A 21,008-nucleotide genomic window follows, 5' to 3' on the forward strand; every position below is an offset into this window, starting at 1 on the left:
CATGGCGGCTCGAACCGTCCAACGACTTTTCGCCCGCGGCACTAGTGGCGCGCGTCAGCGCGGGCTGCGCGCCCGCCAGGGCCGGAGCAGGAGCGCCAGCACGATGCCGATCCCGACGCCGATCGCGGCGCCGGTGGTGTTGTCGATCATGTCGGTGACGTCGCAGGCGCGGTCGATCCGGGCGAGCGCCAGCTGCGTGTACTCGATCCCGACCGAGTAGGCCGCGAGGCCGGCAAGGCCAAGCGGGACCACGACCAGGGCCGCCCGGGGCCAGCGCACGACGGCCAGGACCAGCAGCACCCCCGACGGGACGAAGACGACCGTGTTGAGCAGCCGCTGGCCGCCGGAGAAGATCCAGAATCCGTCGGGGGCCGGGCCGCCGATGTCCCACGAGCAGGTGGTCAGGCGGCCCTCGGCGGAGACGATCCCGGGGGCGCCGTTGGCCGGGATCAGCGTGATCGTGGCGATCACGGCGACCGACCACACGAACAGCGCGACCGACCAGGCGGTCAGCGCATCCAGGCGGCGTCGCAGCACGAGCCCGAGGAGCAGGGAGAGCCCGCCGGTCACGGCGACGAGGACGAGCATCACCCCCACGCCGCCGACCGGAAACACGGGGTCGAGGTTACGGGGCCGCCATTTGCGGGCAGGGCCTGGAGATGACCACGACCGAGGCACCCGGCGCCCCCACCCTCCAGCGCGGGCTCAAGCAGCGCCACCTGACGATGATCGCGATCGGCGGCGTCATCGGCGCCGGCCTGTTCGTCGGGTCGGGCGCGGTGATCAGCGAGACCGGGCCGTCGGCGTTCCTCTCCTACGCGATCACCGGGGTGCTGATCATCCTGGTGATGCGGATGCTCGGGGAGATGGCGACGGCCAACCCGACGACGGGCTCCTTCTCGGAGTACGCCCGCAGCGCCCTCGGGGGCTGGGCGGGCTTCTCGACGGCGTGGCTCTACTGGTACTTCTGGGTGATCGTCGTCGGCTTCGAGGCGGTCGCCGGCGCGGAGATCGTCCGCTACTGGATCGACGCGCCGCTGTGGCTGGTCTCGCTCGTGCTGATGGTCCTGATGACCGCGACCAACCTGATCTCGGTGCGGTCGTACGGCGAGTTCGAGTACTGGTTCGCCGGCATCAAGGTGCTCGCGATCATCGCCTTCCTCGTCCTCGGCACCCTCTACGTCGTCGGCCTGTGGCCGGACAAGGGCTTCGACGTGAGCCTGATGACCAGCCACGGCGGCTTCTTCCCGATGGGCGTCGGGGCGGTCTTCTCTAGCATCGTCGTGGTCGTCTTCTCGATGGTCGGCGCCGAGATCGCCACCGTCGCCGCCGCGGAGTCCGACGACCCCGAGCGCGCGGTCGCCCGGGCCACGCAGTCGGTGATCCTGCGCGTCGCCACGTTCTTCGTCGGCTCGATGATCCTGCTCGTGCTGATCGTCCCGTGGGACGACAGCGAGCTCGGCCAGTCGCCGTACGTCGCCGCCTTCACCGAGATGGGCATCCCGCACGCCGACGACATCATGAACGCCGTCGTCCTCACCGCGGTGCTGTCCTGCCTCAACTCCGGGCTCTACACGGCGTCGCGGATGGTCTTCGTGCTCGCCGACCGCGGGGAGGCGCCGCGCGCGCTGACCCGGGTGAGCTCCCGCGGGGTGCCGGCCGGCGCGATCCTGACCTCGACGGTCGTCGGCTTCCTGTGCGTGATCGCCGCCCGCGTCTCGCCGGACACGGTCTTCCTCTTCCTGCTCAACTCCTCGGGCGCGGTGATCCTCTTCGTCTACCTGCTCATCGCCGTCAGCCAGCTGGTGCTGCGCCGGCGGACTCCGGAGGACGAGCTGGTCGTGAAGATGTGGGCCTACCCGGTGCTGACGCTGGCCGCCATCGCCGGCATCGTCGCGATCCTCGTGCAGATGGGCATCAAGGACGACACCCGCAGCCAGCTGCTGCTCAGCCTGCTGTCCTGGGGCGTCGCCCTGGTGCTGTACGCCGTGACCCGCCGCTTCTCGCGACCGCGGGAGGGCGCGGAGGTCAGCCCCTCCGAGATCAGCTGAGGGACGCCAGCAGGTGGGCGAGCATCGGCTGCAGCACCTGCGTCTCGGGGTCGTCGAGCATCGAGTAGAAGTCGGCGATCTCGAGCACCACGAAGCCGTGCAGGGCGGTCCAGAACTGCGCCGCCACCGGCTCGGGATCCCCTCGCCGGATCGCACCGGCCGCCATCGCCCGCTCGACGAGCGCCACCAGCTGCGCGAAGGCGGCCAGCCCGACCTCGAGCTCCTCCTCCCGGAGCCGGTACTCCCCGAGCGACGCCGAGCCGAACATCACCGAGTAGAGGTGCGGGTCGGCCAGCGCGTTCTCGCGGTACGCCGCCGCCGACGCCACGAGGTCGGCCACGGGGTCGTCGGTGACCGCGACCGCGGCCACCCGGTCGTAGAGCCGCTGGAAGCCCTCCGCGACCACGGCTCGCACCAGCGCGGGCATCCCGCCGAAGTGCGTGTAGACCGCCATCGTCGAGGTGCCGGCGTCGCGGGCGAGGCGCCGGGCGCTCAGCGCCGCCGGCCCCTCCTCGCTCAGCAGGTCGGCCGCGACCTCGATCAGCCGGCGGCGGACGTCGGGCTCGACGGGATCGGGGGGCACGGTTGCCAGCCTGCCATCACACCGTTATGGTCACTCGATAACAGCGTTATGGAGGCGCGTCATGAACCGGTACCTGCAGGACAACTTCGCTCCCGTCCACGAGGAGCTCACCGCGTTCGACCTCGAGGTCTCCGGCACGGTGCCCGACCACCTCGACGGCCGGTACCTGCGGATCGGACCCAACCCGGCCACCGATCCGGGCGAGGGCTACCACTGGTTCCTCGGCGAGGGGATGGTGCACGGCGTCCGGCTCGGCGGCGGCCGCGCGCAGTGGTACCGCAACCGCTACGTCCGCGCGGTCGGCGACGACTTCGCCCCCAACACCAACGTCCTCGAGCACGCCGGTCGCACCCTCGCGCTGGTCGAGGCGGGCGGCACGCCGTACGAGCTCACGACCGACCTGGAGACGGTCGGCCCCTACGCGCTCGGCACCGTCACCGGCGGCTACACCGCGCACCCGCACGAGGACCCGTCGACCGGCGAGCTGCACGCGCTCTCCTACAGCTGGACCCGGGGCAACCTCGTCGACTACTCCGTCGTCGGCACCGACGGCCGGGTGCGGCACCAGGTCGAGATCGAGGTGACGGGCAGCCCGATGGTCCACGACTGCGCGCTGACCGAGCACTACTTCGTCGTCTACGACCTGCCGGTCACCTTCGACCTGGGCATGGTCGCGGGCGAGGCACCGCGGCCGCAGCAGGCGACCGACCGCCTCATCGACCAGACGCTCCGCACCGGGACGGCCCGCCCGCTGCCCTACTCGTGGGACGACGACTACCCCGCCCGGATCGGCCTGCTCCCGCGCGAGGGCAGCGGCGCCGACGTGCGGTGGTTCGAGATCGACCCGTGCTACGTCTTCCACACCCTCAACGCCTACGAAGAGGGCACCGACGTCGTCATCGACGTGGTCCGCCACGACCGGATGTTCGCCACGGACTTCACCGGCCCCAACGAGGGCCCGGCGTACCTCACCCGCTTCACCGTCGACACGGCCGCGGGCAAGGTCCGCGAGCACCGCTTCGACGAGCACAGCCAGGAGTTCCCGCGCTACGACGAGCGGCTGACCGGTCGCCGGCACCGCTACGGGTACGCCGCCGGCGTGGCCGCGGCCGGCGTCCGGACGGGTGACTCCGTGCTCAAGCACGACGTGGTCGCCGGCACGACCACCGAGCGCCGACTGGGCGCCGGGCGGGAGGTCAGCGAGTTCTGCTTCGTCCCGGCCGCACCCGACTCGGCCGAGGACGAGGGCGTCCTCCTGGGCTACGTCTTCGACCCCGGCACCGGACGCAGCGACCTGCGCATCCTCGACGCCGCGACCCTCGACGACGTCGCGACCGTCCACCTGCCCGGCCGGGTCCCGGCGGGGTTCCACGGCAACTGGGCCGCAGACCCCGCTCAGACCTGAGGCAGCACGACCTCGCCGCCGGGCACGACCGCGAGGTCGCGGCCGATCTCGACGTCGACCGGGTTCGTCAGGCACCGGATCGAGCCGCCGCCCTTGTGGAACTCCGACACGTCCACGACCACCACGGTGAAGCCCCACTCCTCGAGCTGCGCACGCACCCGGTCCGGGCAGGCCGGCATGATCACGGTGGAGCCGAGGACGATCGAGTTGGCGCAGAACGTGGTCAGCGCCTCCTCCTCGGTGAGCACGATCGGCTCGGGGACGAGCTCGAGCAGCGCGGCGGCCGACGCCTCGTCGAGCGCGGCCGGGCAGACCAGCGCGCGCCGGTCGTCGAGCGGGCAGAAGGCCAGGTCGAGGTGGTACATCCCCGGGTGGGTGATCCGCAGGCCGCGGACCCGGATGCCGAGCTCGGTGGCGAGGTGCTTGAGCGCGAGCTCCTCGGTGCGCGGGCCGTAGCCGACGACGAGGGCGTCGCCGAAGGCGAAGGCGTCGCCGGCCTCCAGGTGGGCGCCGACGCCGTCGCGGCCGACGTACGACGTGGTGAAGCCGCGCTCGGCGAACCACGGCTGCGCGGAGGAGGTCTCCATCCGGCGCTCGGCGTAGCGCATGTGCGACATCACCACGTGGGACTGGCCGTCCTCGCGGACCAGGCCGAGGCCGAGGTTCATCGCGTAGACCATGTCCGGGGCGTCCTCGCGCTGCGGCAGCGCCTCGACGGTGCCGCCGTGCCGCTCGATGGTCGCGACGAGCTCGCGCCACTGGGCCATCGCGAGCGCCGGGTCGGGCTGGTCGTCGGGATCCATGAACGGGTTGATGACGTACTCGACCCGGAAGTGGGTCGGCTCGACCGCGACGTAGCGGCGACCCCAGCTCAGCTCCACGGAACCCTCCTCGACATTGTCCGCATGATTGCTTGATTGTCAGACAATCTGACATGGAGAGTGTAGAGCACAATAGGCGCCATGTCCCAGCCGACGGGCCCCTCCCCGGGAGAACAGCGCTCGCCGTTCCGCACGCTGCACCTCGAGCTGTCCTCGACCGTCGACCGCGTCGCCGACGAGCTGCGCCGGGCCGTCTTCGACGGCGAGCTCGAGTCGGGCACGCCGCTGCGCGAGGTCGCCCTCGCGGAGTCGCTGGGCGTCTCCCGGCCGACCGTGCGCGAGGCGCTGGGCATCCTGGTCGCCGAGGGGCTCGCCGTCCGCGAGCCCAACCGCGGCGTCGCCATCTCCACCCCGGAGGGCGACTCGGTCCGCGACATCTGCCGCGCCCGGTGGGTGCTGGAGGGCGCCGGCGTACGCCGCTGGCCGGACGCCGACGAGACGCTGCGCGACGCCGTCCGCACCTCCCTGGTCGCCTACACCAGCGCGGTCCGCTCGGGTGCGTCGTACCAGGAGCTCAACGAGCGCCACCTCGCCTTCCACGTGTCCCTGGTCGGCCTCACCGGCTCGCCGCGGCTGGTCGCCATGGCCGACAGCCTGATGGTCGAGCTCAAGCTCGCGCTCGCGCAGGTCGACCGGATCCGCCGCAACGCCCACGACCAGGCCGACAGCCACACCGCCCTGGTGATGCTGCTCGAGCGCGGCGACGTGACGGGGGCCGCGGACTTCCTGGAGCGACACCTCGCCGACGCGGAGGCCTCGATCCTCGACGCGCTGCGCCTGGACTGACAGGCTGGACCCGTGGGCATCCTCAAGTTCCTCGGCTGGCTGGGGACCAACGCGGTGGCCGTCGCGGTCGCCGCCTGGATCTTCGACGGCATCTACTTCGGCACCGCCGCCAACACCGCGTCCCAGGACTGGACCGACAAGTTCTGGCCGCTGGTGTTCGTCGCGCTGATCGTCGGCATCGTCAACTCGTTCGTGAAGCCGATCATCAACATCCTGTCGATCCCCTTCATCATCGTGACGCTGGGCCTCTTCCTGCTGCTCACCAACGCGCTGATGCTGGCCTTCTCCGAGTGGATCGTCGGCCTCTTCGACGTGAAGTTCACCGTGGACGGCTTCTGGACCACGATCGGCGGCGCGCTGGTGATCACGATCGTCACCTGGATCGTCGGGATGGTCTTCGGCACCGACGCCGAGTGAGCGAGGCGTGACCCCGCTCCCGCCGGCCCGCACGCCCGGCCGCTATCACGTCGAGCTCGTCTGCCTGGGGAACATCTGCCGCTCCCCCACGGCCCACGTCGTGCTCGAGGAGCGGGTGGCGGACGCCGGGCTCGACGACGTCGTCACGGTGACCAGCTCCGGCACCGGCGACTGGCACGTCGGGCAGCCGATGGACCGGCGCGCAGCGGCGACGCTGACCGCGGCCGGGTACGACGCGAGCCGGCACCGCGCCCGGCAGTGGTGCGGGCCGGACGACCCCGAGCCCGCCGACCTCTACCTCGCGATGGACGATGCCAACCTCGCGGACCTCGGTGGGCCGGGGCAACGGACCCGCAAGTTCCGCGACCTCGACCCCACGGATCCGGGCACCGACGTGCCGGACCCGTACTACGGTGGGCCCGACGGTTTCGAGGAGGTGCTGGGGATGGTCGAGCGCACGGCGTCCGCCCTCGTCGAGGCCCTGCTCGCCGAACGGCCCTGGGACACCAGCCGACCGTGACCCGCCAGCCGTTGGTCGCGCAACGTGCCGAGACGCTCCTCGGCACGTCGGTCGTGGCCACGGCCCCCGTCGCGGGCGGCGACATCGCGACCGCGACCCGGCTGCGCCTCAGCGACGGCACCACCGCACTGATGAAGACGCTCCCCCACGCCCCCGACGACTTCTTCCCCGACGAGGCCGCCGGGCTGCGCTGGCTGGCCGAGACCACCGCCGACGGCGGCGTGCAGGTGCCCGAGGTGCTCGGCGTCGACCACGAGTGCGTCATCGTGCGCTGGGTCGAGCCGGGCAAGAACACCGTCGACGCCGCGGCGGCGTTCGGCCGCGCGCTCGCCCGCACCCACGCCGCGGGCGCCCCCTGCTTCGGCCTCGACCGCGACGGCTCCCCCGACTCCTACATCGGCCGGCTGCCGCTGCCCAACCGGCCCGCCGACACCTGGGCCGAGTTCTACGCCGTGCGCCGGGTGCTGCCCTACCTCAAGCTCGCCCGCGACCGCGGCCACGCCGACGGCGAGCACGCCGCCGCCATCGAGGCCGTCGTCGGCCGGCTGCCCGACCTGCTCCCGGACGAGCCGCCCGCGCGGCTGCACGGCGACCTCTGGAACGGCAACGTGCTCTGGGGTCTCGACGGCCAGGCGTGGCTGATCGACCCGGCGGCGTACGGCGGCCACCGCGAGGTCGACCTCGCCATGCTCGCCCTCTTCGGGCTGCCGCACCTGCCCCGCGTGCTCGACGCCTACCTCGAGGAGACGCCGCTCGCCGACGGGTGGGAGGACCGGGTCGCCCTGCACCAGCTCTTCCCGCTCCTGGTGCACGCCTGCCACTTCGGCGGCGGCTATGCCGCCCGGGCCGCCGAGGTGGCGGCTCAGTACACGTGACTGCCGTTCTCAGACCGGGTTCAGGCTCGGCTGGCAGAGTGGCCCCGTGAGCAGCACGACCGCACCCAAGCCGCGCGTCCTCGTCGTCGACGACGACAAGGCGGTCCGCGAGTCGCTGCGGCGGTCGCTGGAGTTCAACGGGTACGACGTCGCGCTCGCCGAGGACGGCGCCGACGCGTTGGCCCGGATCGCCGCCGTCGCCCCCGACGTCGTGGTGATGGACGTGATGATGCCGCGGCTCGACGGCATCGAGACCACCAAGGCGCTGCGCACCGCCGGCAACGACATCCCGATCCTCGTGCTCACCGCCCGCGACGCCGTGGGCGACCGGGTCGAGGGCCTCGACGCCGGCGCCGACGACTACCTCACCAAGCCCTTCGCCCTCCAGGAGCTGCTCGCCCGGATCCGCGCCCTGCTGCGCCGCGTCGTCCCGCGCGACGAGGGCGCCGAGGACGAGCTCCTCTCCTTCGCCGACCTCTCCATGGACATCGCGACCCGCGAGGTGCGCCGCGGCGAGCGCACCATCGAGCTGACCCGCACCGAGTTCACCCTCCTCGAGATGTTCCTGCGCCGGCCGCGGCGCGTGCTCGAGCGCTCCTTCATCCTCGAGGAGGTCTGGGGCTACGACTTCCCCACGACCGCCAACTCCCTCGAGGTCTACGTCGGCTACTTGCGCCGCAAGACCGAGGCCGAGGAGGAGCCGCGGCTGCTCCACACCGTGCGCGGCGTCGGCTACGTGCTGAAGGAATCGTGACCGTCTTCCCCACCGTGGGACCCGACGGTCGATGGCACTACCGCCGGTCGCTCGCCTCCCGCGTCACCGTGCTCACCGCGCTGGCCGCCGGCGCCACCGTCGCGCTGGTCGCGTTCGGCGCCTACGTCACGGTGCGCATGCAGCTCACGGCCACGACCGACGACTCGCTGATCCACCGCGCCGAGACCGCGTCCGCCGAGCTGTGCCAGAGCGGGTCGGTGACCACGGCGTTCCAGCAGGCCGCGAACGTGTGGGTGGCCTGCTTCCTCCAGAACAACCCGAAGGGGGTCAGCAGCGACCCCAACGTCCCGTTCGAGCTCGGTAGCCCCGAGGTCAAGGTCTGGCAGGGCGACACGCACGAGTCGGTCCGCACCATCATCGGCACGGACGGCAGCCGCTGGCGCGTGGTCGCCGTGCACCACGACACCGGCGAGACCATCATGCTGGCGCAGTCGCTGGACTCGCAGGAGGACCTGCTCCGCAAGCTCGGCCTGGTCATGTTCCTCTTCGGCGCGGCCGGCGTGATCGCGGCCGGCATGGCCGGCTGGGCGGTGGCCCGCAACGGGCTCCGGCCCGTGCGCCGGCTGACCACCTCGGTCGAGGACATCGCCCGCACCGAGGACCTCACCCCGCTGCCGATCGAGGGCGACGACGAGATCGCCCGCCTGGCCACGGCGTTCAACCAGATGCTCACCGCGCTCGCGGCGTCCCGTGACCGCCAGCGCCAGCTGGTCGCCGACGCCGGGCACGAGCTGCGCACCCCGCTCACCTCGCTGCGCACCAACATCGACCTGCTCAGCCAGGCCGACGAGACCGGCGGACTGATCCCGCCCGAGGCCCGCGCCGAGCTGCTCGACGACGTCCGCGCGCAGATCGAGGAGCTGACCACCCTCATCGGCGACCTGGTCGAGCTCGCCCGCGACGAGCCGCTCACCCACGTCGTCGAGCCGGTCGACCTGCCCGAGGTGCTCGACCGGGCCGTCGCCCGGGTCCGCCGCCGGGCCACCGGCATCGCCATCGAGGTCGAGACCGAGCCCTGGTACGTCGTCGGCGAGAGCGCCGGCCTCGAGCGTGCGATCACCAACCTGCTCGACAACGCCGCCAAGTGGAGCCCGTCCGGCGGCACCATCCACGTCCGGCTCGCCGAGGGCGTGCTCAGCGTGGACGACGAGGGACCGGGCATCGCCGAGGAGGACCGACCGCACGTGTTCGACCGCTTCTACCGGGCGCGCGAGTCCCGCTCGATGCCGGGCTCCGGCCTCGGCCTGTCCATCGTGCGCCAGGCCGTCGAGCGGCACGCCGGCTCGGTGCACGTCGACGAGTCGCCGTACGGCGGCGCCCGCCTCGTCATGTCCCTGCCCGGTGCCCGCACCCCCGTACCCGACTGGACCCCCGCCTGATGCGCACGCCCACTCGCGCGGCCGCCCTCGTGCTGGCCGCCGTCCTCGCCACGTCCCTGTCCGCCTGCAGCTCCTCCGACGGCTCCGACGGCTCGGCGTCCGACGCCGCGTCCGAGGCGGCCGGGGTCGGCTGGACGCCGTGCGACGGGATCACCGCCGCCGAGGTGAGCCGGATCGCGGGCGAGAAGCTCACCATGCAGACCGGCACCGCCGACTCGCCGCGTTGCGCGTTCCTGCCGAAGCAGAAGGGCGACGCGGCCTTCGAGGTCAGCTACGTCTTCTACGACGGCGGCCTGGATGCCGCGCTCGACGCGATGGGCTCGGCCAGCGACCAGCTGAGGTCGATCGACGTCGACGGGGCAACGTCCGCCCGGATCGCGGTGCGTACCAAGAAGAACGCCGCGGCCGTCACCGGCTTCGTCGAGACCGAGGGTCTCGTGCAGAGCGTCAACGCCGCCCAGCTCGCGCCGTACGACGAGGACGACCTGGTCGCGGTGACCAAGGCGCTGCTCGCGACCCTGGCCGCCGCCGCGCCGGACCCGAGCGACGCCTAGGTGTCGTTTCCCGCAACCGCCACAATGGCGCCGTGACCGCCACCCCGTTCGACCGCACCGACGTCGCCTACTTCCGCAAGGACGGCGACACCCTGCTCCCGAACCAGCCCGCGTGCAGCATGTGGAGCGACGACCAGATGCACGGCGTCGCCCTCAGCGGCGCGCTGGCGCGGGCCGCCGAGCAGCAGCTCGCCGCGGTGGACCGGCCCGAGCTGATCCCCGCGCGGTGGACCGTCGACCTCTTCAAGCCGGCGCGGATGCAGCCGTGCTCGTTCAACACCGAGGTCGTGCGCGAGGGCTCGCGGATCTGCCTGGTCGACGTGACGATGACCCAGCACGGCCAGCGGGTCGCGCGCGCCTCGGCGACCTTCCTCAAGCCGACAGCGGCCGCGCCCGGCGAGGTCTGGGAGCCGGCCGAGCGGCCGTCCCCGCCGCCGCTCGACGTGGCTCCGCCGGCGACCAGCGCGCACGTGCCCTTCTTCCGCTCCGACAGCGCGTGGTCGCAGGACTTCCGCGAGCACCAGAACGCCGGGCGCAAGGCGTCGTGGAACAGCTCCTTCCCGGTCGTCGCGGGCGAGCGGCTGACCGGCTTCCAGGCGGCCGCCGCGATCGCCGACGGCGCCAGCATGGTCACCAACTGGGGCACCGGCGGCGTGGAGTACATCAACACCGACATCGCCCTGACCCTCGCCCGGCCGCCGGCCGGCACCGAGATCGGGCTGCTCGCCACCGACCGGGTCGAGCACGACGGGATCGCCGTCGGGACGGCGACGATGTACGACCGGGAGGGGCCGCTCGGCACGGTGATCGTGGCGGCGCTGGCCAACGCCGGCCGGACGGTCAACCTCTCCGGCGTGGAGTACACCGACGACGGCGAGCGCCGGCAGGTGTGAGCAGGGGCGAGCGCCTACTGGCCCATCACGTTGTGCTCGCGCCACGAGCGCTCGAACGGCAGCCGCCAGGCATGCGGCGCCACGAGCTGGTGGATCGCGTTGGGTCCCCACGATCCGGGTGAGTAGACGCGCACCGGCGGGGGGTTCTGGATCAGCGGCGCGGACTTCTCCCACAGCGTCTCGATGCCCTCGGCGGTGGTGAAGAGCGTGTGGTCGCCGCGCAGCGCGTCGTAGATGAGCCGCTCGTAGGCCTCGAGGACGGCGTACGCCGAGGAGGTCTCGTGCGTCGCGAACTGCATGGAGAGCTTCTCGAGCTTCATGCCCGGCCCGGGCCGCTTGCCGTAGAAGGACAGCGACATCTTCGACTGGTCGGCGAGGTCGAAGGTGAGGTGGTCGGGACCCTGGGTACCCGCGTTGGAGCCGGCCGGGAACATCGTCAGCGGCGGCTCCTTGAACGCGATCGAGATGATCCGCGCGCCCTCGGCCATCTTCTTGCCGGTGCGCAGGTAGAAGGGCACGCCCGCCCAGCGCCAGTTGTCGATCTCGACCTTGAGCGCCACGAACGTCTCGGTGTCGGAGTCGTCGGCCGTCTCGTCGTGGTCGCGGTAGCCGGCGTACTGGCCGCGCACGACGTTGTGCGGCTCGAGCGGCCGCATCGAGCGGAAGACCTTGAGCTTCTCGTCGCTGATCGGGTCGGGCGCCAGGGACGTCGGCGGCTCCATCGCCATGAACGCCAGCACCTGCATGAGGTGGGTGACCACCATGTCGCGGTAGGCGCCCGTGCTCTCGTAGAAGCGGGTGCGGTCCTCGAGGCCGAGGGTCTCGGGAACGTCGATCTGGACGTGGTCGATGAAGTTGCGGTTCCAGATCGGCTCGAAGAGACCGTTGGCGAAGCGGAAGGCGAGGATGTTCTGGGCCGCCTCCTTGCCGAGGAAGTGGTCGATCCGGAAGATCTGGCTCTCGTCGAAGACCTGGTGGAGCCGCTCGTTGAGCTCGACCGCGGTCTTGAGGTCGGTGCCGAAGGGCTTCTCCATCACGATCCGCGACTGCTTGACCAGGCCGGCGGCGTCGAGCTGGTGGACGACGTCGAGGGCGGCCTTCGGCGGCACGCTCAGGTAGTGGAGGAAGTCGACCGGGCGGCCGCCGCGGGCGAGCTCGCTCTCCGCGGCCCGGACCGCGTCGGCGAGCGCGGGCGGGCCGGCCATGTGGGGCACGAAGCTCAGCAGCGCGGCGAACTCGTCCCAGCGCGCGTCCTGCTGCCCGTGCTTCCCGAACTCGTGACAGGCCTGGCGGGCGATGTCGACGAACTGCTCGGTGTCGATGTCGTCCATCGAGGTTCCGACGATCCGGGAGTCGTCGATCAGGCCCGCCTGCCACAGGTGCATCAGCCCAGGCAGCAGCTTGCGCTTGGCCAGGTCGCCCGTGGCGCCGAACAGCACGATGACGTGTCCGTTCTCCATGCCCCCACCGTAGTCACCTGCGGTTACAGGGTGATCAACGCCGATCGAAAACCCGGAGCAGCCGGTCGGCCTTCCAGCCGGCCTCGGCGTACTCCTCGGCGACGTCGGAGCGCACCGTGATGCCGCCGCCGGTGCCGAGGCTCCACCGGCCGTCGCCGGTGGTCGTCAGGCTGCGGATGACCACGCCGAGGTCGGCGCGGCCGTCGGCGCTGACCCAGCCGAAGGCGCCGGCGTACACCCCGCGCGGGCTGTCCTCGACCTCCTCGATGACCTGCATGGTGCGCAGCTTGGGCGCGCCCGTCATCGATCCCGCGGGGAAGAGCGCGCGCAGCGCGGCGACGGTGGTGACGTCGTCGCGGAGCCGGCCGCGGACGGTGCTGACCAGCTGGTGCACGCTCTCGTAGGACTCCACCTCCATCAGGAGCGGGGTGGCGACACTGCCCGGCGCGCAGACCATCGAGAGGTCGTTGCGCAGCAGGTCGACGATCATCAGGTTCTCGGCGCGGAACTTCGGGTCGTCGCGCAGCCTGGTGCGCTGCTCCTCGTCGCTCGCGGGCGTGCTGCCGCGGGGCGTGGTGCCCTTGATCGGCTTGGTCTCCAGCGTCCGGTCGGCGGTGATCAGCGCGTAGCGCTCCGGGCTGCTGCTGAGCAGCCACGCCTCCGCCCCAGGCACGTCGTGCTGCAGGAAGCCGGCGTACGGCGCGGGGTTGAGCTCGCGCAGGCGCAGGTACGCCGTCACCGGGTCGACCTCGCTCTCCCGCTGCTCGCGGTAGGTGAGGTTGACCTCGTAGCTGTTGCCCGCCCGCAGGTGCTCCTGGACCCGGTCGAAGGCGGCGGTGTAGGCCGGGGGAGTTTCATCGGCCGGCCGATGAAACTCCTGCCGGGACGATGAAGCTTCGTCGTCCCGGCGTGAGATCTGTCGGCCGGCCGATGAAACTCCCTCGTGCTCGAACAGCCGGACGTGGTGCGGCCGCATCCAGACGGCGTCGGGCAGGTCGGAGCCGACGAGGGCGGGGAGGTCGGGGCGGCAGGCGTAGCCGAGGTACCCGAACCACTGGGCGTCGGGCGGGCCGGCGGCCAGCTCGGCGGCGAGGACGTCGAAAACGTCGTCCCCGACGACCTCCGAGCGCCCGCCGGCATGGCGGCGCACGACGCGGGCGCCGGCGTCGTAGGAGATCGAGACGTCGTCGGGGTCGAGCCAGCCGACCAGCGAGCGGCGGCCGGACCACTCGCGGGCGCCGCCGCCGTCGAGCCAGAAGCAGCGGGGGTGGTCGGCGGCGACGGACCGGAAGAACGGGACGGGATCCGTCACGACCGCCCCAGGAAGTTGGCCACCAGCGCGGTGCCGTGCTCGGAGAGGACCGACTCGGGGTGGAACTGCACGCCCTCGAGCGGCAGCGACCGGTGCCGCACCCCCATCACGACACCATCCTCGGCGCGGGCCGTGACCTCGAGCGCGGGCGGCACGTCGAGGGCCGCGAGCGAGTGGTAGCGGACGGCCTTCAGCGGTGACGGCAGGCCGGCGAAGACGCCGCGGCCGTCGTGGGTGACCTCGGCGACCTCACCATGGGCCGGCTCGATGCGGTCGACGGTGCCGCCGTACGCCGTGACCAGCCCCTGCATGCCGAGGCAGACCCCGAGCACCGGGCGGGTGCCGGCGGTGAGGACCTCGCGGCCGACGGCGAAGTCGGCGAGGACGTCGGGGCGACCGGGCCCGGGCGAGAGGACGACGTGGTCGAAGGCGAGCACCTCGGCGGCGGTGACCTCGTCGTGCTGCACGACGGTCGGCAGCGTGCCGGTGACCGCGGCGACCAGGTGGACGAGGTTCCACGTGTAGGAGTCGTGGTGGTCGACCACGACCACGCGCGTCGCGATCACGGGGTCAACCTACTCAGAAATAGCGGAGGGCCCGATGAAGCTGGGGGGCAGTCTTCACCGGGCCCATGAGCGGACTCCGCCGTAGTACGTGCCGGAGCCTAGCGGCCTGCCGAGTCGCTTGTCTCCCGAAACACCAGAAGGTCGGCGACGAGCTCGTGGAGCAGGTCGTAGCCGTGCTCGGTGAGGATGGATTCAGCGTGGAACTGGATGCCGCGGTAGTGCGGACCACGCACCAGGTGGATGTCACCGGTCTGGACATCTGCCTCGACCTCGACGCCCTCCGGCACCTCCGCGGAGCCGACGCGACCGACGAACGTGTTGTAGAAGCCGACCCGCTCGGTGCGTCCGGAGATCTCGACCGGCGACTGCGTGCCCTGGAAGACGATGTCCTTGTAGGCCAGCGGCAGGCCCAGGTGGTGGCACAGCGCCTGGTGGCCCAGGCAGACGGCGAGGAACGGCCGCTCCGCCGCCATCAGCTCCGCGACCGCCGCACGCAGCTGCGCCATCTTCGGGTCGTCGCCGTCGCGGGGGTCGCCGGGACCCGGCCCGACGATCACCAGGTCGAAGCCGTCGAGCACACCCGGCGCGTAGTCCTCGTGGCGGACGACGGTCGAGGTCATGCCGAGCACGCCGAGGACGTGGCGCAGCATGTTCACGAAGTCGTCCTCGCCGTCGAGGATCACCACCGACTTGCCCCGGAGGCCCGGGTCCGGCGCAGCACCGCCCTGGTCGGTCAGCCAGAAGCGGGAGAGTCGGCGGTTGCGCTGGTTGAGGGTCAGCAGGACGTCCTCGTCGTTGACCAGCTCGGCGATGTCGGTCGTCGGCACCGGCGCCGGCTCGACCAGCCCGAAGGCGCTGAGGATGCCGCCGGCCTTGGCGTGCGTCTCCGCGACCTCGTACGCCGGGTCCGAGTCGCGCACCAGGGTCGCGCCGGCGGTGACCCGGAGCCGGCCGTCGAGCCCGACGTCGGCCGTGCGGATCACGATCGGGCTGTCCACGATCGGGCCGCCCTTCTCGTCGCGACCCAGGATCGCCAGCGCGGCGCCGTAGTAGCCGCGGCCCTCGGTCTCGTAGCGGTGGATCAGCCGGCAGGCGTTCTCCACCGGCGAGCCGGTCACGGTCGCGGCGTACATGGTGTCGCGCAGGACCTCGCGGGGGTCGCGGGCGGTGCGGCCGGCGAGGAGGTACTCGGTGTGCACGAGACGGCTCATCGGCTTGAGGAACGGGCCGAGCACCTGGCCGCCCTCGCTGCAGATGTCGCACATCATCTTGAGCTCCTCGTCGACGACCATGAAGAGCTCGTAGATCTCCTTCTCGTCGTGGAGGAAGTCGAGGAGCTGGCCCTTGACGTCACCCTCGCGAGGGATCCGGAAGGTGCCGCTGATCGGGTTCATCCGGACGTCGCCGTCGTGGATCGACACGTGCCGCTCGGGGCTCGCGCCCACGAGGTAGCGGTCACCGGTGAAGAAGACGAAGGTCCAGTAGGACCCGCGCTCGCGCTCGAGCAGCCGGCGGAAGACGGTCAGCGCCTTGTCGGCTCCCCAGTCGGCGACGGTGGCGCGGTAGTGGCGCCCGATCACCAGGTTGGCGCCCTCGCCCTGGCCGATCTCGTCGTCGATGATCGTGCGCACGAGCTTGCCGTACTCGTCGTCGTCGGTCTCGAAGCCGCCGCGGTCGGCGAACTCGATGCCGGTGTCGTCGATCGCGTCCAGCACCTCGGCGACGGAGAACTCCAGCTCGGTCTCGACGTCGACCACGACGAGCGGGGTGCCGTCGTCGTGGGCCTCGAAGCCGCGCTCGCGCACCTGCCGGAACGGCACGGCGATGAGCCGGTCGGCGATGTGGCCGCCCTCGGGCACGCCCTCCTCGAGCGGGACGTCGAGGATCGACTCGACCACGCGTCGCGCGCCACCGACGACGCCGACCGTGGCGCGGTCACCGGCCCTGGTGGAGCGTCGGATGATCGCCCAGGCCTCGTGCCCCTGGACGGCCGCGATGGCTTCCCGGGCAGAGATCTGGTTCGTCGTCATGGACGAACTCTACGAGTCAGCCGACCCGGAGCCGGAAGCTGTCCGCGACGCAGCCGCGCAGCACCACGTTGCCCTGGTCCCGGCTGCGCTTGAGGTGCCTGATGCCCTCGGTCCGCACCCGGGCGTCGGCGAAGCGCGCGGGCACGAAGACCCGCAGCGCGCACCGGCCCGCGCGGCCCGCGTGGGTGCCCTTCAGGTCGAGCGTCCCGGCGCGCCCGTCGGAGGTCAGGCGCGTGATCGTGCCGGGCACCGCGCGAGCGGTCGGCCGGCTGAGGGTGTCGCCGAACGCCGGGTCGATCGGCTGCGCGACCTGGTCGGGGCAGGTGTAGCGGTTGAGGCTCGGCGACACCGGGTCGGGCTCGCCGCCGGGCTGGTGCACGACGTGCGGGTTGCCGCAGGCCTGCTTCCAGTCCCACCAGGCGCCGCCGTAGAGGTGGGCGTCCTCCGCCGCGGCGTAGCGGTCGAGCGTGTCGGCGGCGTCGGCCGGGTCCGTGGGCCAGAAGCCGTACTCGCCGCCCCAGACCGTGACGCCGTGCTGCCGCGCGACCTGCTGGGCGCTCGTGAAGCCCGAGGGGATCGGGTTGGGCGAGAGCGACTCGGCGTAGATGTGCGGCGCGAAGACGAGGTTCTTGTCGGTGCTGAAGCCGCGGTCGGGCACCGGGTTGCTGCCCAGCGCCGACCACAGGACGCTCGGCTCCCAGAAGACGATGTGGTGGTAGCCGTAGCCCCAGTCCTCGCCTGCACGGATCGCGGTGATGGCCCGCGCGTAGAAGCGACCGAGGTCGGTGGTGCTGTTGCTCGCGTCGTACCCGAAGCCCGGCTCGTTGAGCAGGTCGTAGCCCGCGACGTTGCGGACCCGTGCGAAGTCCTCGGCCAGCCGGCCCCAGGTGTCGACCAGGTGCGTCTGCACGCCGACGCCGTCCGCGGCGGGCACGTCGTCGAAGAAGTTCTGCCAGGCGTGCCGGACCGCCGGCGCGAGCTCGCGCTCGCCGGTCGTGCAGGTGGAGGCGTCGTCGGTGATCGTGGCCCACGCCGGCGCGCCGTCCCAGCCGTTGTTGGGGTGGGTGCCGTCCGGGCAGGTCTCGTCGAGGGGCGTGTCGACCGCGATGCCGTAGGCGTCCTGGTGCATGTCGAGCACGACGTAGAGGTCGTACGACGCCGCCCAGCGCACGGCCTGGCGGATCCGCGCGACGTAGTCCTCGTCGTAGGCGCCCGGGGTCGGCTCGAGCGCGGACCAGCTGACGACGAGGCGCACGGTGTTGAAGCCGAGCCGCGCGATGTCGCGGAAGTCCGTCCGGGCGATCGGGACGACCGGGGCCAGGTCGGGGTCGGCCTGGAAGTACTCCCCGAGCTGGTTCACGTTGATGCCGTGCAGCAGGACCTGGGCGTCGTGCTGGTCGCGGATCGCCGCGTGCTTGCCGTGGGTCGCGTGGAGGCGCGGGAGCGGCTCGGCGGACGCGGCGGCGCTGGGGAGGACGGGGGTCAGCAGGATCGCCGCGACGGCGACCAGAAAAGCGCGCATGTCACGACAGTGTGGTCAGGAGCTGCGTCGCGCGGGTGAGAACGACGTACAACGTCGCCTTTCCGGTCGCGGACTCGTCCTCGATCTCCTGCGGCCGGACCACCACGATGCCGTCGAACTCGAGGCCCTTGGTGTCGAGGCCGGTGAGCACCACGATCCGGTCGTCGCCGGACGGCGTGACCGAGGAGTCGACCGCCGCGCGGGCGCCGGCGGCGTCGTCGGCGACCTCGGGCCAGGACGCGAGCCAGGCGTTGACCTCGGAGCGCCTGGCCACCGGCACCACGATGCCGACGGTGCCCTCGACCCGGCCGGCCAGGTCGAGCACGGCGTCCCGGGTCGCGCTCTCGAGGTCGGAGACGCCGGTGACGACCTGCGGCTCGACGCCCGTCGAGCGGACCGCGGTCGGGAGGTCGGCGTCGAGGCCGACGCGCTGGGCGTAGGCCGCGGCGTAGGCGTAGATCTCGGCGGAGTTGCGGTAGTTGGTCGAGAGGTGGAACTCGTGGACGTCCTTGCCCTCCAGCGCAGCGGCGCGGGCGGCGGCGGACTCCTCGGCGACCGGCCACGACGACTGGGCGGGGTCGCCGACGATCGTCCACGACGCCGTGCGGCCGCGGCGGCCGACCATCCGCCACTGCATCGGCGTGAGGTCCTGCGCCTCGTCGATGAGGACGTGCGCGAAGGGGTCGTCCTCGATCTTGTGCGTCGGCGGCGCCCACGCCCGGCCGGACGGCGCGAACTCGCGGTCGGCAGCGGTGAAGAGCTCCTGCATGTCGATGCCGCCCTCGAGCAGCCCGGTGTCGTCGAGGTCGCGCTCGTCGTCGGTGCGCGCCGGGACGTCGCCGATCGCGTAGCGCAGCTCGTCGAGGAGCGGGATGTCCTCGACGGAGAGGTCGGGGTGGTTCCAGGACTTGGCGAGCAGCCGCTGCTCCTCCGGGCTGAGGATGCCCTCGGCGACCCGGGCCAGGAACTCCGGCTCGCGCAGCCAGCCGAAGACCTCGGCCGCGTCGAGCGGCGGCCACCAGGCGGCGACGAAGTCGACGAACGACCGCTCGGAGAGCAGGTCGTCGTCGAACGCCTCGCGGCCGCGGTCGCGACCGCGCTCGCCGCGGACCTGGCGCCACATCGCGTCGAGCAGCGCGCCGGCCACCCGCGGGAGCTGGCGGTTGCGGCGGCCCTGCGACATCAGGTTGCGGCGGATGTTCCCCAGGATGCCGCGGTCGAGCACGATCGTGTCGTCGCGCCAGAAGATCCGGAACTCGCGCGGGCTGCCCGGCGCCTGCTGCCGCGCCGTCCGCCGCATCACCTCGGCCATCCGGCCGGCGCCCTTGACGTCGGCGACGGCCGGCTCGTCGTGGCGGGTGGCGCGGACGCCGTCGACGACCTCGCCGAGCGAGCGCAGCGCGACCGCGGTCTCGCCGAGGCTCGGCAGCACCCGCTCGATGTAGCGCATGAAGACGCCGCTGGGGCCGACGACGAGGACGCCGCCGCTCTCGTAGCGGCGGCGGTCGCTGTAGAGCAGGAACGCCGCACGGTGCAGCGCGACCACGGTCTTGCCCGTGCCGGGACCGCCGGAGATCGCGACGACGCCCTTGCCGGGCGCGCGGATCGCCTTGTCCTGCTCGGCCTGGATGGTGGCCACGATCGAGTGCATCGAGCGGTCGCGGGCGCGGGAGAGCTGCGCCATCAGCGCGCCCTCGCCGACGATCGGGAGGTCCGTCTCCGCGTCGGCGTCGAGCAGCTCGTCCTCGACACCGACGACCGCGCGGCCGGCGGCGCGCAGCACCCGGCGGCGTACGACGCGCTGCGGCTCCGCGGCGGTGGCCTGGTAGAAGACCGCGGCGGCCGGGGCGCGCCAGTCGATGAGCAGCGAGTCGCGGTTGGCGTCGCGCAGCCCGATCCGGCCGATGTAGCGCGGCTCCGGGTCGAGCTCGGGCTGCATGTCGAGGCGCCCGAAGACCAGGCCCTCGTGCGCGGCGTCGAGCTGCGCGATCCGGCGAGCGGCCTGGAAGACCATGGCGTCGCGCTCGACGAGGCCGCCCTCGTGCCCGAGGCGGCCACGACTGTGACCCTCCGTGGCGATGGCCTGCGCGGCCTTGGCCGACGCCTCCAGCTGCACGTAGACGCGATCCACGAACGCCTGCTCGGCAGCGATCTCCCGCTCCACCAGCTCTTCCGACAACGCCCTGTCCCCTCAACAGTTTCAGCGAGTCGACAAGCCTACCTGCCCGTTACCTCTTGCGAGACAGGAACTCCGTCATCGCGGTCCTCGCCTCGTCGGAGGCGAAGAGCCGGGCCGACAGCTCGGCCATCTCGGCGCCGTGAGCGTCGATCCGGGCGACCAGCTCGCGGTTGAGGATCCGCTTCGACTCCCGCAGCCCCTGGGCGGCGCCGGTGGCGAGCGAGGCGCAGACCGCGGCGACCTGGGCGTCGAGGTCGTCGGCGGGGACGGCCCGCGTGACCAGCCCGTACGACGCCGCCTCGGCGCCGCTGAAGACCTCGCCGCCGAGGGTGGTGAGCGCCGCGGCCCGCGGGCTCATCCGGTGGTGGACCGTCAGGGAGATGATTGCCGCGGCCAGTCCGAGCTTGACCTCGGTGAGCGCGAACGTCGCGTCCTCCGCGGCGACCGCGATGTCGGAGGCCGCGACGATGCCGATCCCGCCGGCGCGCACCGCGCCGTACAGGCGGGTGACGACGGGCTTGTCGAGGGTGGCGATCAGGCGCTGGAGCTCGACGATGCGGCGGGCGCCCTCGTCCATGCCGCCGGTGGACGCCTCGGACAGGTCGGCGCCCGAGCAGAAGACCCGGCCCTCGGAGGTGATCAGGACGACCTTCACCTCGTCGTCGGCCGCGGCCCGCTCGATGCCCTCGAACAGCTCGGTGACGAGCTGGCGGGAGAGCGCGTTGCGGTTGTGCGGCGAGTCGAGGGTGATCGTTGCGACCTGGTCGGCGACGGCGTAGTGCACGAGTTCAACGGGAGCGGGCTCGGACATGCGGCCATC

The 21,008-nt window shown here is 72.2% G+C and carries 20 protein-coding genes; 10 read left to right on the forward strand and 10 right to left on the reverse strand.

Translation table 11 applies throughout. From position 1 onward, the window contains the following. Positions 1-54 precede the first annotated feature (54 nt). Positions 55-615 carry a VanZ family protein gene (locus tag K8U61_RS07515; protein WP_224122378.1) on the reverse strand — a complete coding sequence of 187 codons (561 nt, stop codon included), beginning with the start codon at positions 613-615 and terminating at the stop codon, positions 55-57. 44 nt (positions 616-659) lie between these two features. Here K8U61_RS07515 and K8U61_RS07520 point away from each other — a divergent pair, with 44 nt between their 5' ends. Then, positions 660-2,051 carry an amino acid permease gene (locus K8U61_RS07520; RefSeq protein ID WP_224122379.1) on the forward strand — a complete coding sequence of 464 codons (1,392 nt, stop codon included), beginning with the start codon at positions 660-662 and terminating at the stop codon, positions 2,049-2,051. Here K8U61_RS07520 and K8U61_RS07525 read toward each other — a convergent pair. Further along, complete coding sequence (locus tag K8U61_RS07525; RefSeq protein ID WP_224122380.1) at positions 2,044-2,634, reverse strand: TetR/AcrR family transcriptional regulator; 591 nt, start codon at positions 2,632-2,634, stop codon at positions 2,044-2,046. The two genes, K8U61_RS07520 and K8U61_RS07525, sit on opposite strands and share 8 nt — an antisense overlap. Before the next feature lie 61 nt (positions 2,635-2,695). Here K8U61_RS07525 and K8U61_RS07530 point away from each other — a divergent pair, with 61 nt between their 5' ends. Further along, positions 2,696-4,039: a carotenoid oxygenase family protein gene (locus K8U61_RS07530; RefSeq protein ID WP_224122381.1), complete on the forward strand. Its 1,344-nt coding sequence runs from the start codon at positions 2,696-2,698 to the stop codon at positions 4,037-4,039. Here K8U61_RS07530 and K8U61_RS07535 read toward each other — a convergent pair. Continuing rightward, positions 4,030-4,920 (reverse strand): dimethylarginine dimethylaminohydrolase family protein, encoded by an 891-nt coding sequence (locus K8U61_RS07535; protein WP_224122382.1) that lies wholly within the window; start codon positions 4,918-4,920, stop codon positions 4,030-4,032. The two genes, K8U61_RS07530 and K8U61_RS07535, sit on opposite strands and share 10 nt — an antisense overlap. Positions 4,921-5,001: 81 nt before the next feature. Here K8U61_RS07535 and K8U61_RS07540 point away from each other — a divergent pair, with 81 nt between their 5' ends. The 8 genes from K8U61_RS07540 to K8U61_RS07575 are packed head-to-tail and all read left to right on the forward strand — an operon-like array spanning position 5,002 to position 11,119. Then, positions 5,002-5,706, forward strand: a complete 705-nt coding sequence (locus K8U61_RS07540) for a GntR family transcriptional regulator (RefSeq protein ID WP_224122383.1) — start codon at positions 5,002-5,004, stop codon at positions 5,704-5,706. A gap of 12 nt (positions 5,707-5,718) precedes the next feature. Then, entirely contained in the window at positions 5,719-6,123 is a 405-nt protein-coding gene (locus tag K8U61_RS07545; protein ID WP_224122384.1) for a phage holin family protein, read from the forward strand. Positions 6,124-6,130: 7 nt separating this feature from the next. Beyond that, positions 6,131-6,643: a low molecular weight protein-tyrosine-phosphatase gene (locus K8U61_RS07550; RefSeq protein ID WP_224122385.1), complete on the forward strand. Its 513-nt coding sequence runs from the start codon at positions 6,131-6,133 to the stop codon at positions 6,641-6,643. Further along, the gene (locus K8U61_RS07555) at positions 6,640-7,518 is read left to right on the forward strand and encodes a fructosamine kinase family protein (RefSeq protein WP_224122386.1); all 879 of its coding nucleotides are present in this window, start codon (positions 6,640-6,642) and stop codon (positions 7,516-7,518) included. Before K8U61_RS07550 ends, K8U61_RS07555 begins: the two co-directional genes overlap by 4 nt. A 46-nt stretch (positions 7,519-7,564) precedes the next feature. Continuing rightward, entirely contained in the window at positions 7,565-8,272 is a 708-nt protein-coding gene (locus K8U61_RS07560) for a response regulator transcription factor (protein ID WP_224122387.1), read from the forward strand. Continuing rightward, complete coding sequence (locus K8U61_RS25395) at positions 8,269-9,672, forward strand: sensor histidine kinase (RefSeq protein ID WP_224122388.1); 1,404 nt, start codon at positions 8,269-8,271, stop codon at positions 9,670-9,672. Before K8U61_RS07560 ends, K8U61_RS25395 begins: the two co-directional genes overlap by 4 nt. Continuing rightward, positions 9,672-10,226, forward strand: coding sequence for a hypothetical protein (locus K8U61_RS07570; protein ID WP_224122389.1), 555 nt, complete (start codon positions 9,672-9,674; stop codon positions 10,224-10,226). The genes K8U61_RS25395 and K8U61_RS07570 overlap by 1 nt, the downstream gene beginning before the upstream one ends. Before the next feature lie 32 nt (positions 10,227-10,258). Then, positions 10,259-11,119: an acyl-CoA thioesterase domain-containing protein gene (locus K8U61_RS07575; RefSeq protein ID WP_224122390.1), complete on the forward strand. Its 861-nt coding sequence runs from the start codon at positions 10,259-10,261 to the stop codon at positions 11,117-11,119. A gap of 14 nt (positions 11,120-11,133) precedes the next feature. Here K8U61_RS07575 and zwf read toward each other — a convergent pair whose 3' ends face one another. The 7 genes from zwf to K8U61_RS07610 form a co-directional block, all read right to left on the reverse strand. Beyond that, complete coding sequence (gene zwf / locus K8U61_RS07580; RefSeq protein WP_224122391.1) at positions 11,134-12,579, reverse strand: glucose-6-phosphate dehydrogenase; 1,446 nt, start codon at positions 12,577-12,579, stop codon at positions 11,134-11,136. A 34-nt stretch (positions 12,580-12,613) separates the two neighbouring features. After that, complete coding sequence (locus tag K8U61_RS07585; protein WP_224122392.1) at positions 12,614-13,891, reverse strand: anthranilate synthase component I family protein; 1,278 nt, start codon at positions 13,889-13,891, stop codon at positions 12,614-12,616. After that, entirely contained in the window at positions 13,888-14,457 is a 570-nt protein-coding gene (locus tag K8U61_RS07590; protein ID WP_224122393.1) for an anthranilate synthase component II, read from the reverse strand. Before K8U61_RS07590 ends, K8U61_RS07585 begins: the two co-directional genes overlap by 4 nt. Before the next feature lie 98 nt (positions 14,458-14,555). After that, positions 14,556-16,487 (reverse strand): anthranilate synthase family protein, encoded by a 1,932-nt coding sequence (locus K8U61_RS07595; protein ID WP_224122394.1) that lies wholly within the window; start codon positions 16,485-16,487, stop codon positions 14,556-14,558. Between the two features lie 16 nt (positions 16,488-16,503). Next, positions 16,504-18,009: a glycoside hydrolase family 5 protein gene (locus K8U61_RS07600; protein WP_224122395.1), complete on the reverse strand. Its 1,506-nt coding sequence runs from the start codon at positions 18,007-18,009 to the stop codon at positions 16,504-16,506. A 1-nt stretch (position 18,010) separates the two neighbouring features. Next, entirely contained in the window at positions 18,011-20,188 is a 2,178-nt protein-coding gene (locus tag K8U61_RS07605) for a HelD family protein (protein WP_224122396.1), read from the reverse strand. A gap of 49 nt (positions 20,189-20,237) precedes the next feature. Continuing rightward, positions 20,238-20,999 carry an enoyl-CoA hydratase-related protein gene (locus K8U61_RS07610; RefSeq protein ID WP_224122397.1) on the reverse strand — a complete coding sequence of 254 codons (762 nt, stop codon included), beginning with the start codon at positions 20,997-20,999 and terminating at the stop codon, positions 20,238-20,240. Positions 21,000-21,008 lie beyond the last annotated feature (9 nt).

The organism is Nocardioides mangrovi (assembly GCF_020073815.1).
Taxonomy (GTDB): Bacteria; Actinomycetota; Actinomycetes; order Propionibacteriales; family Nocardioidaceae; genus Nocardioides; species Nocardioides mangrovi.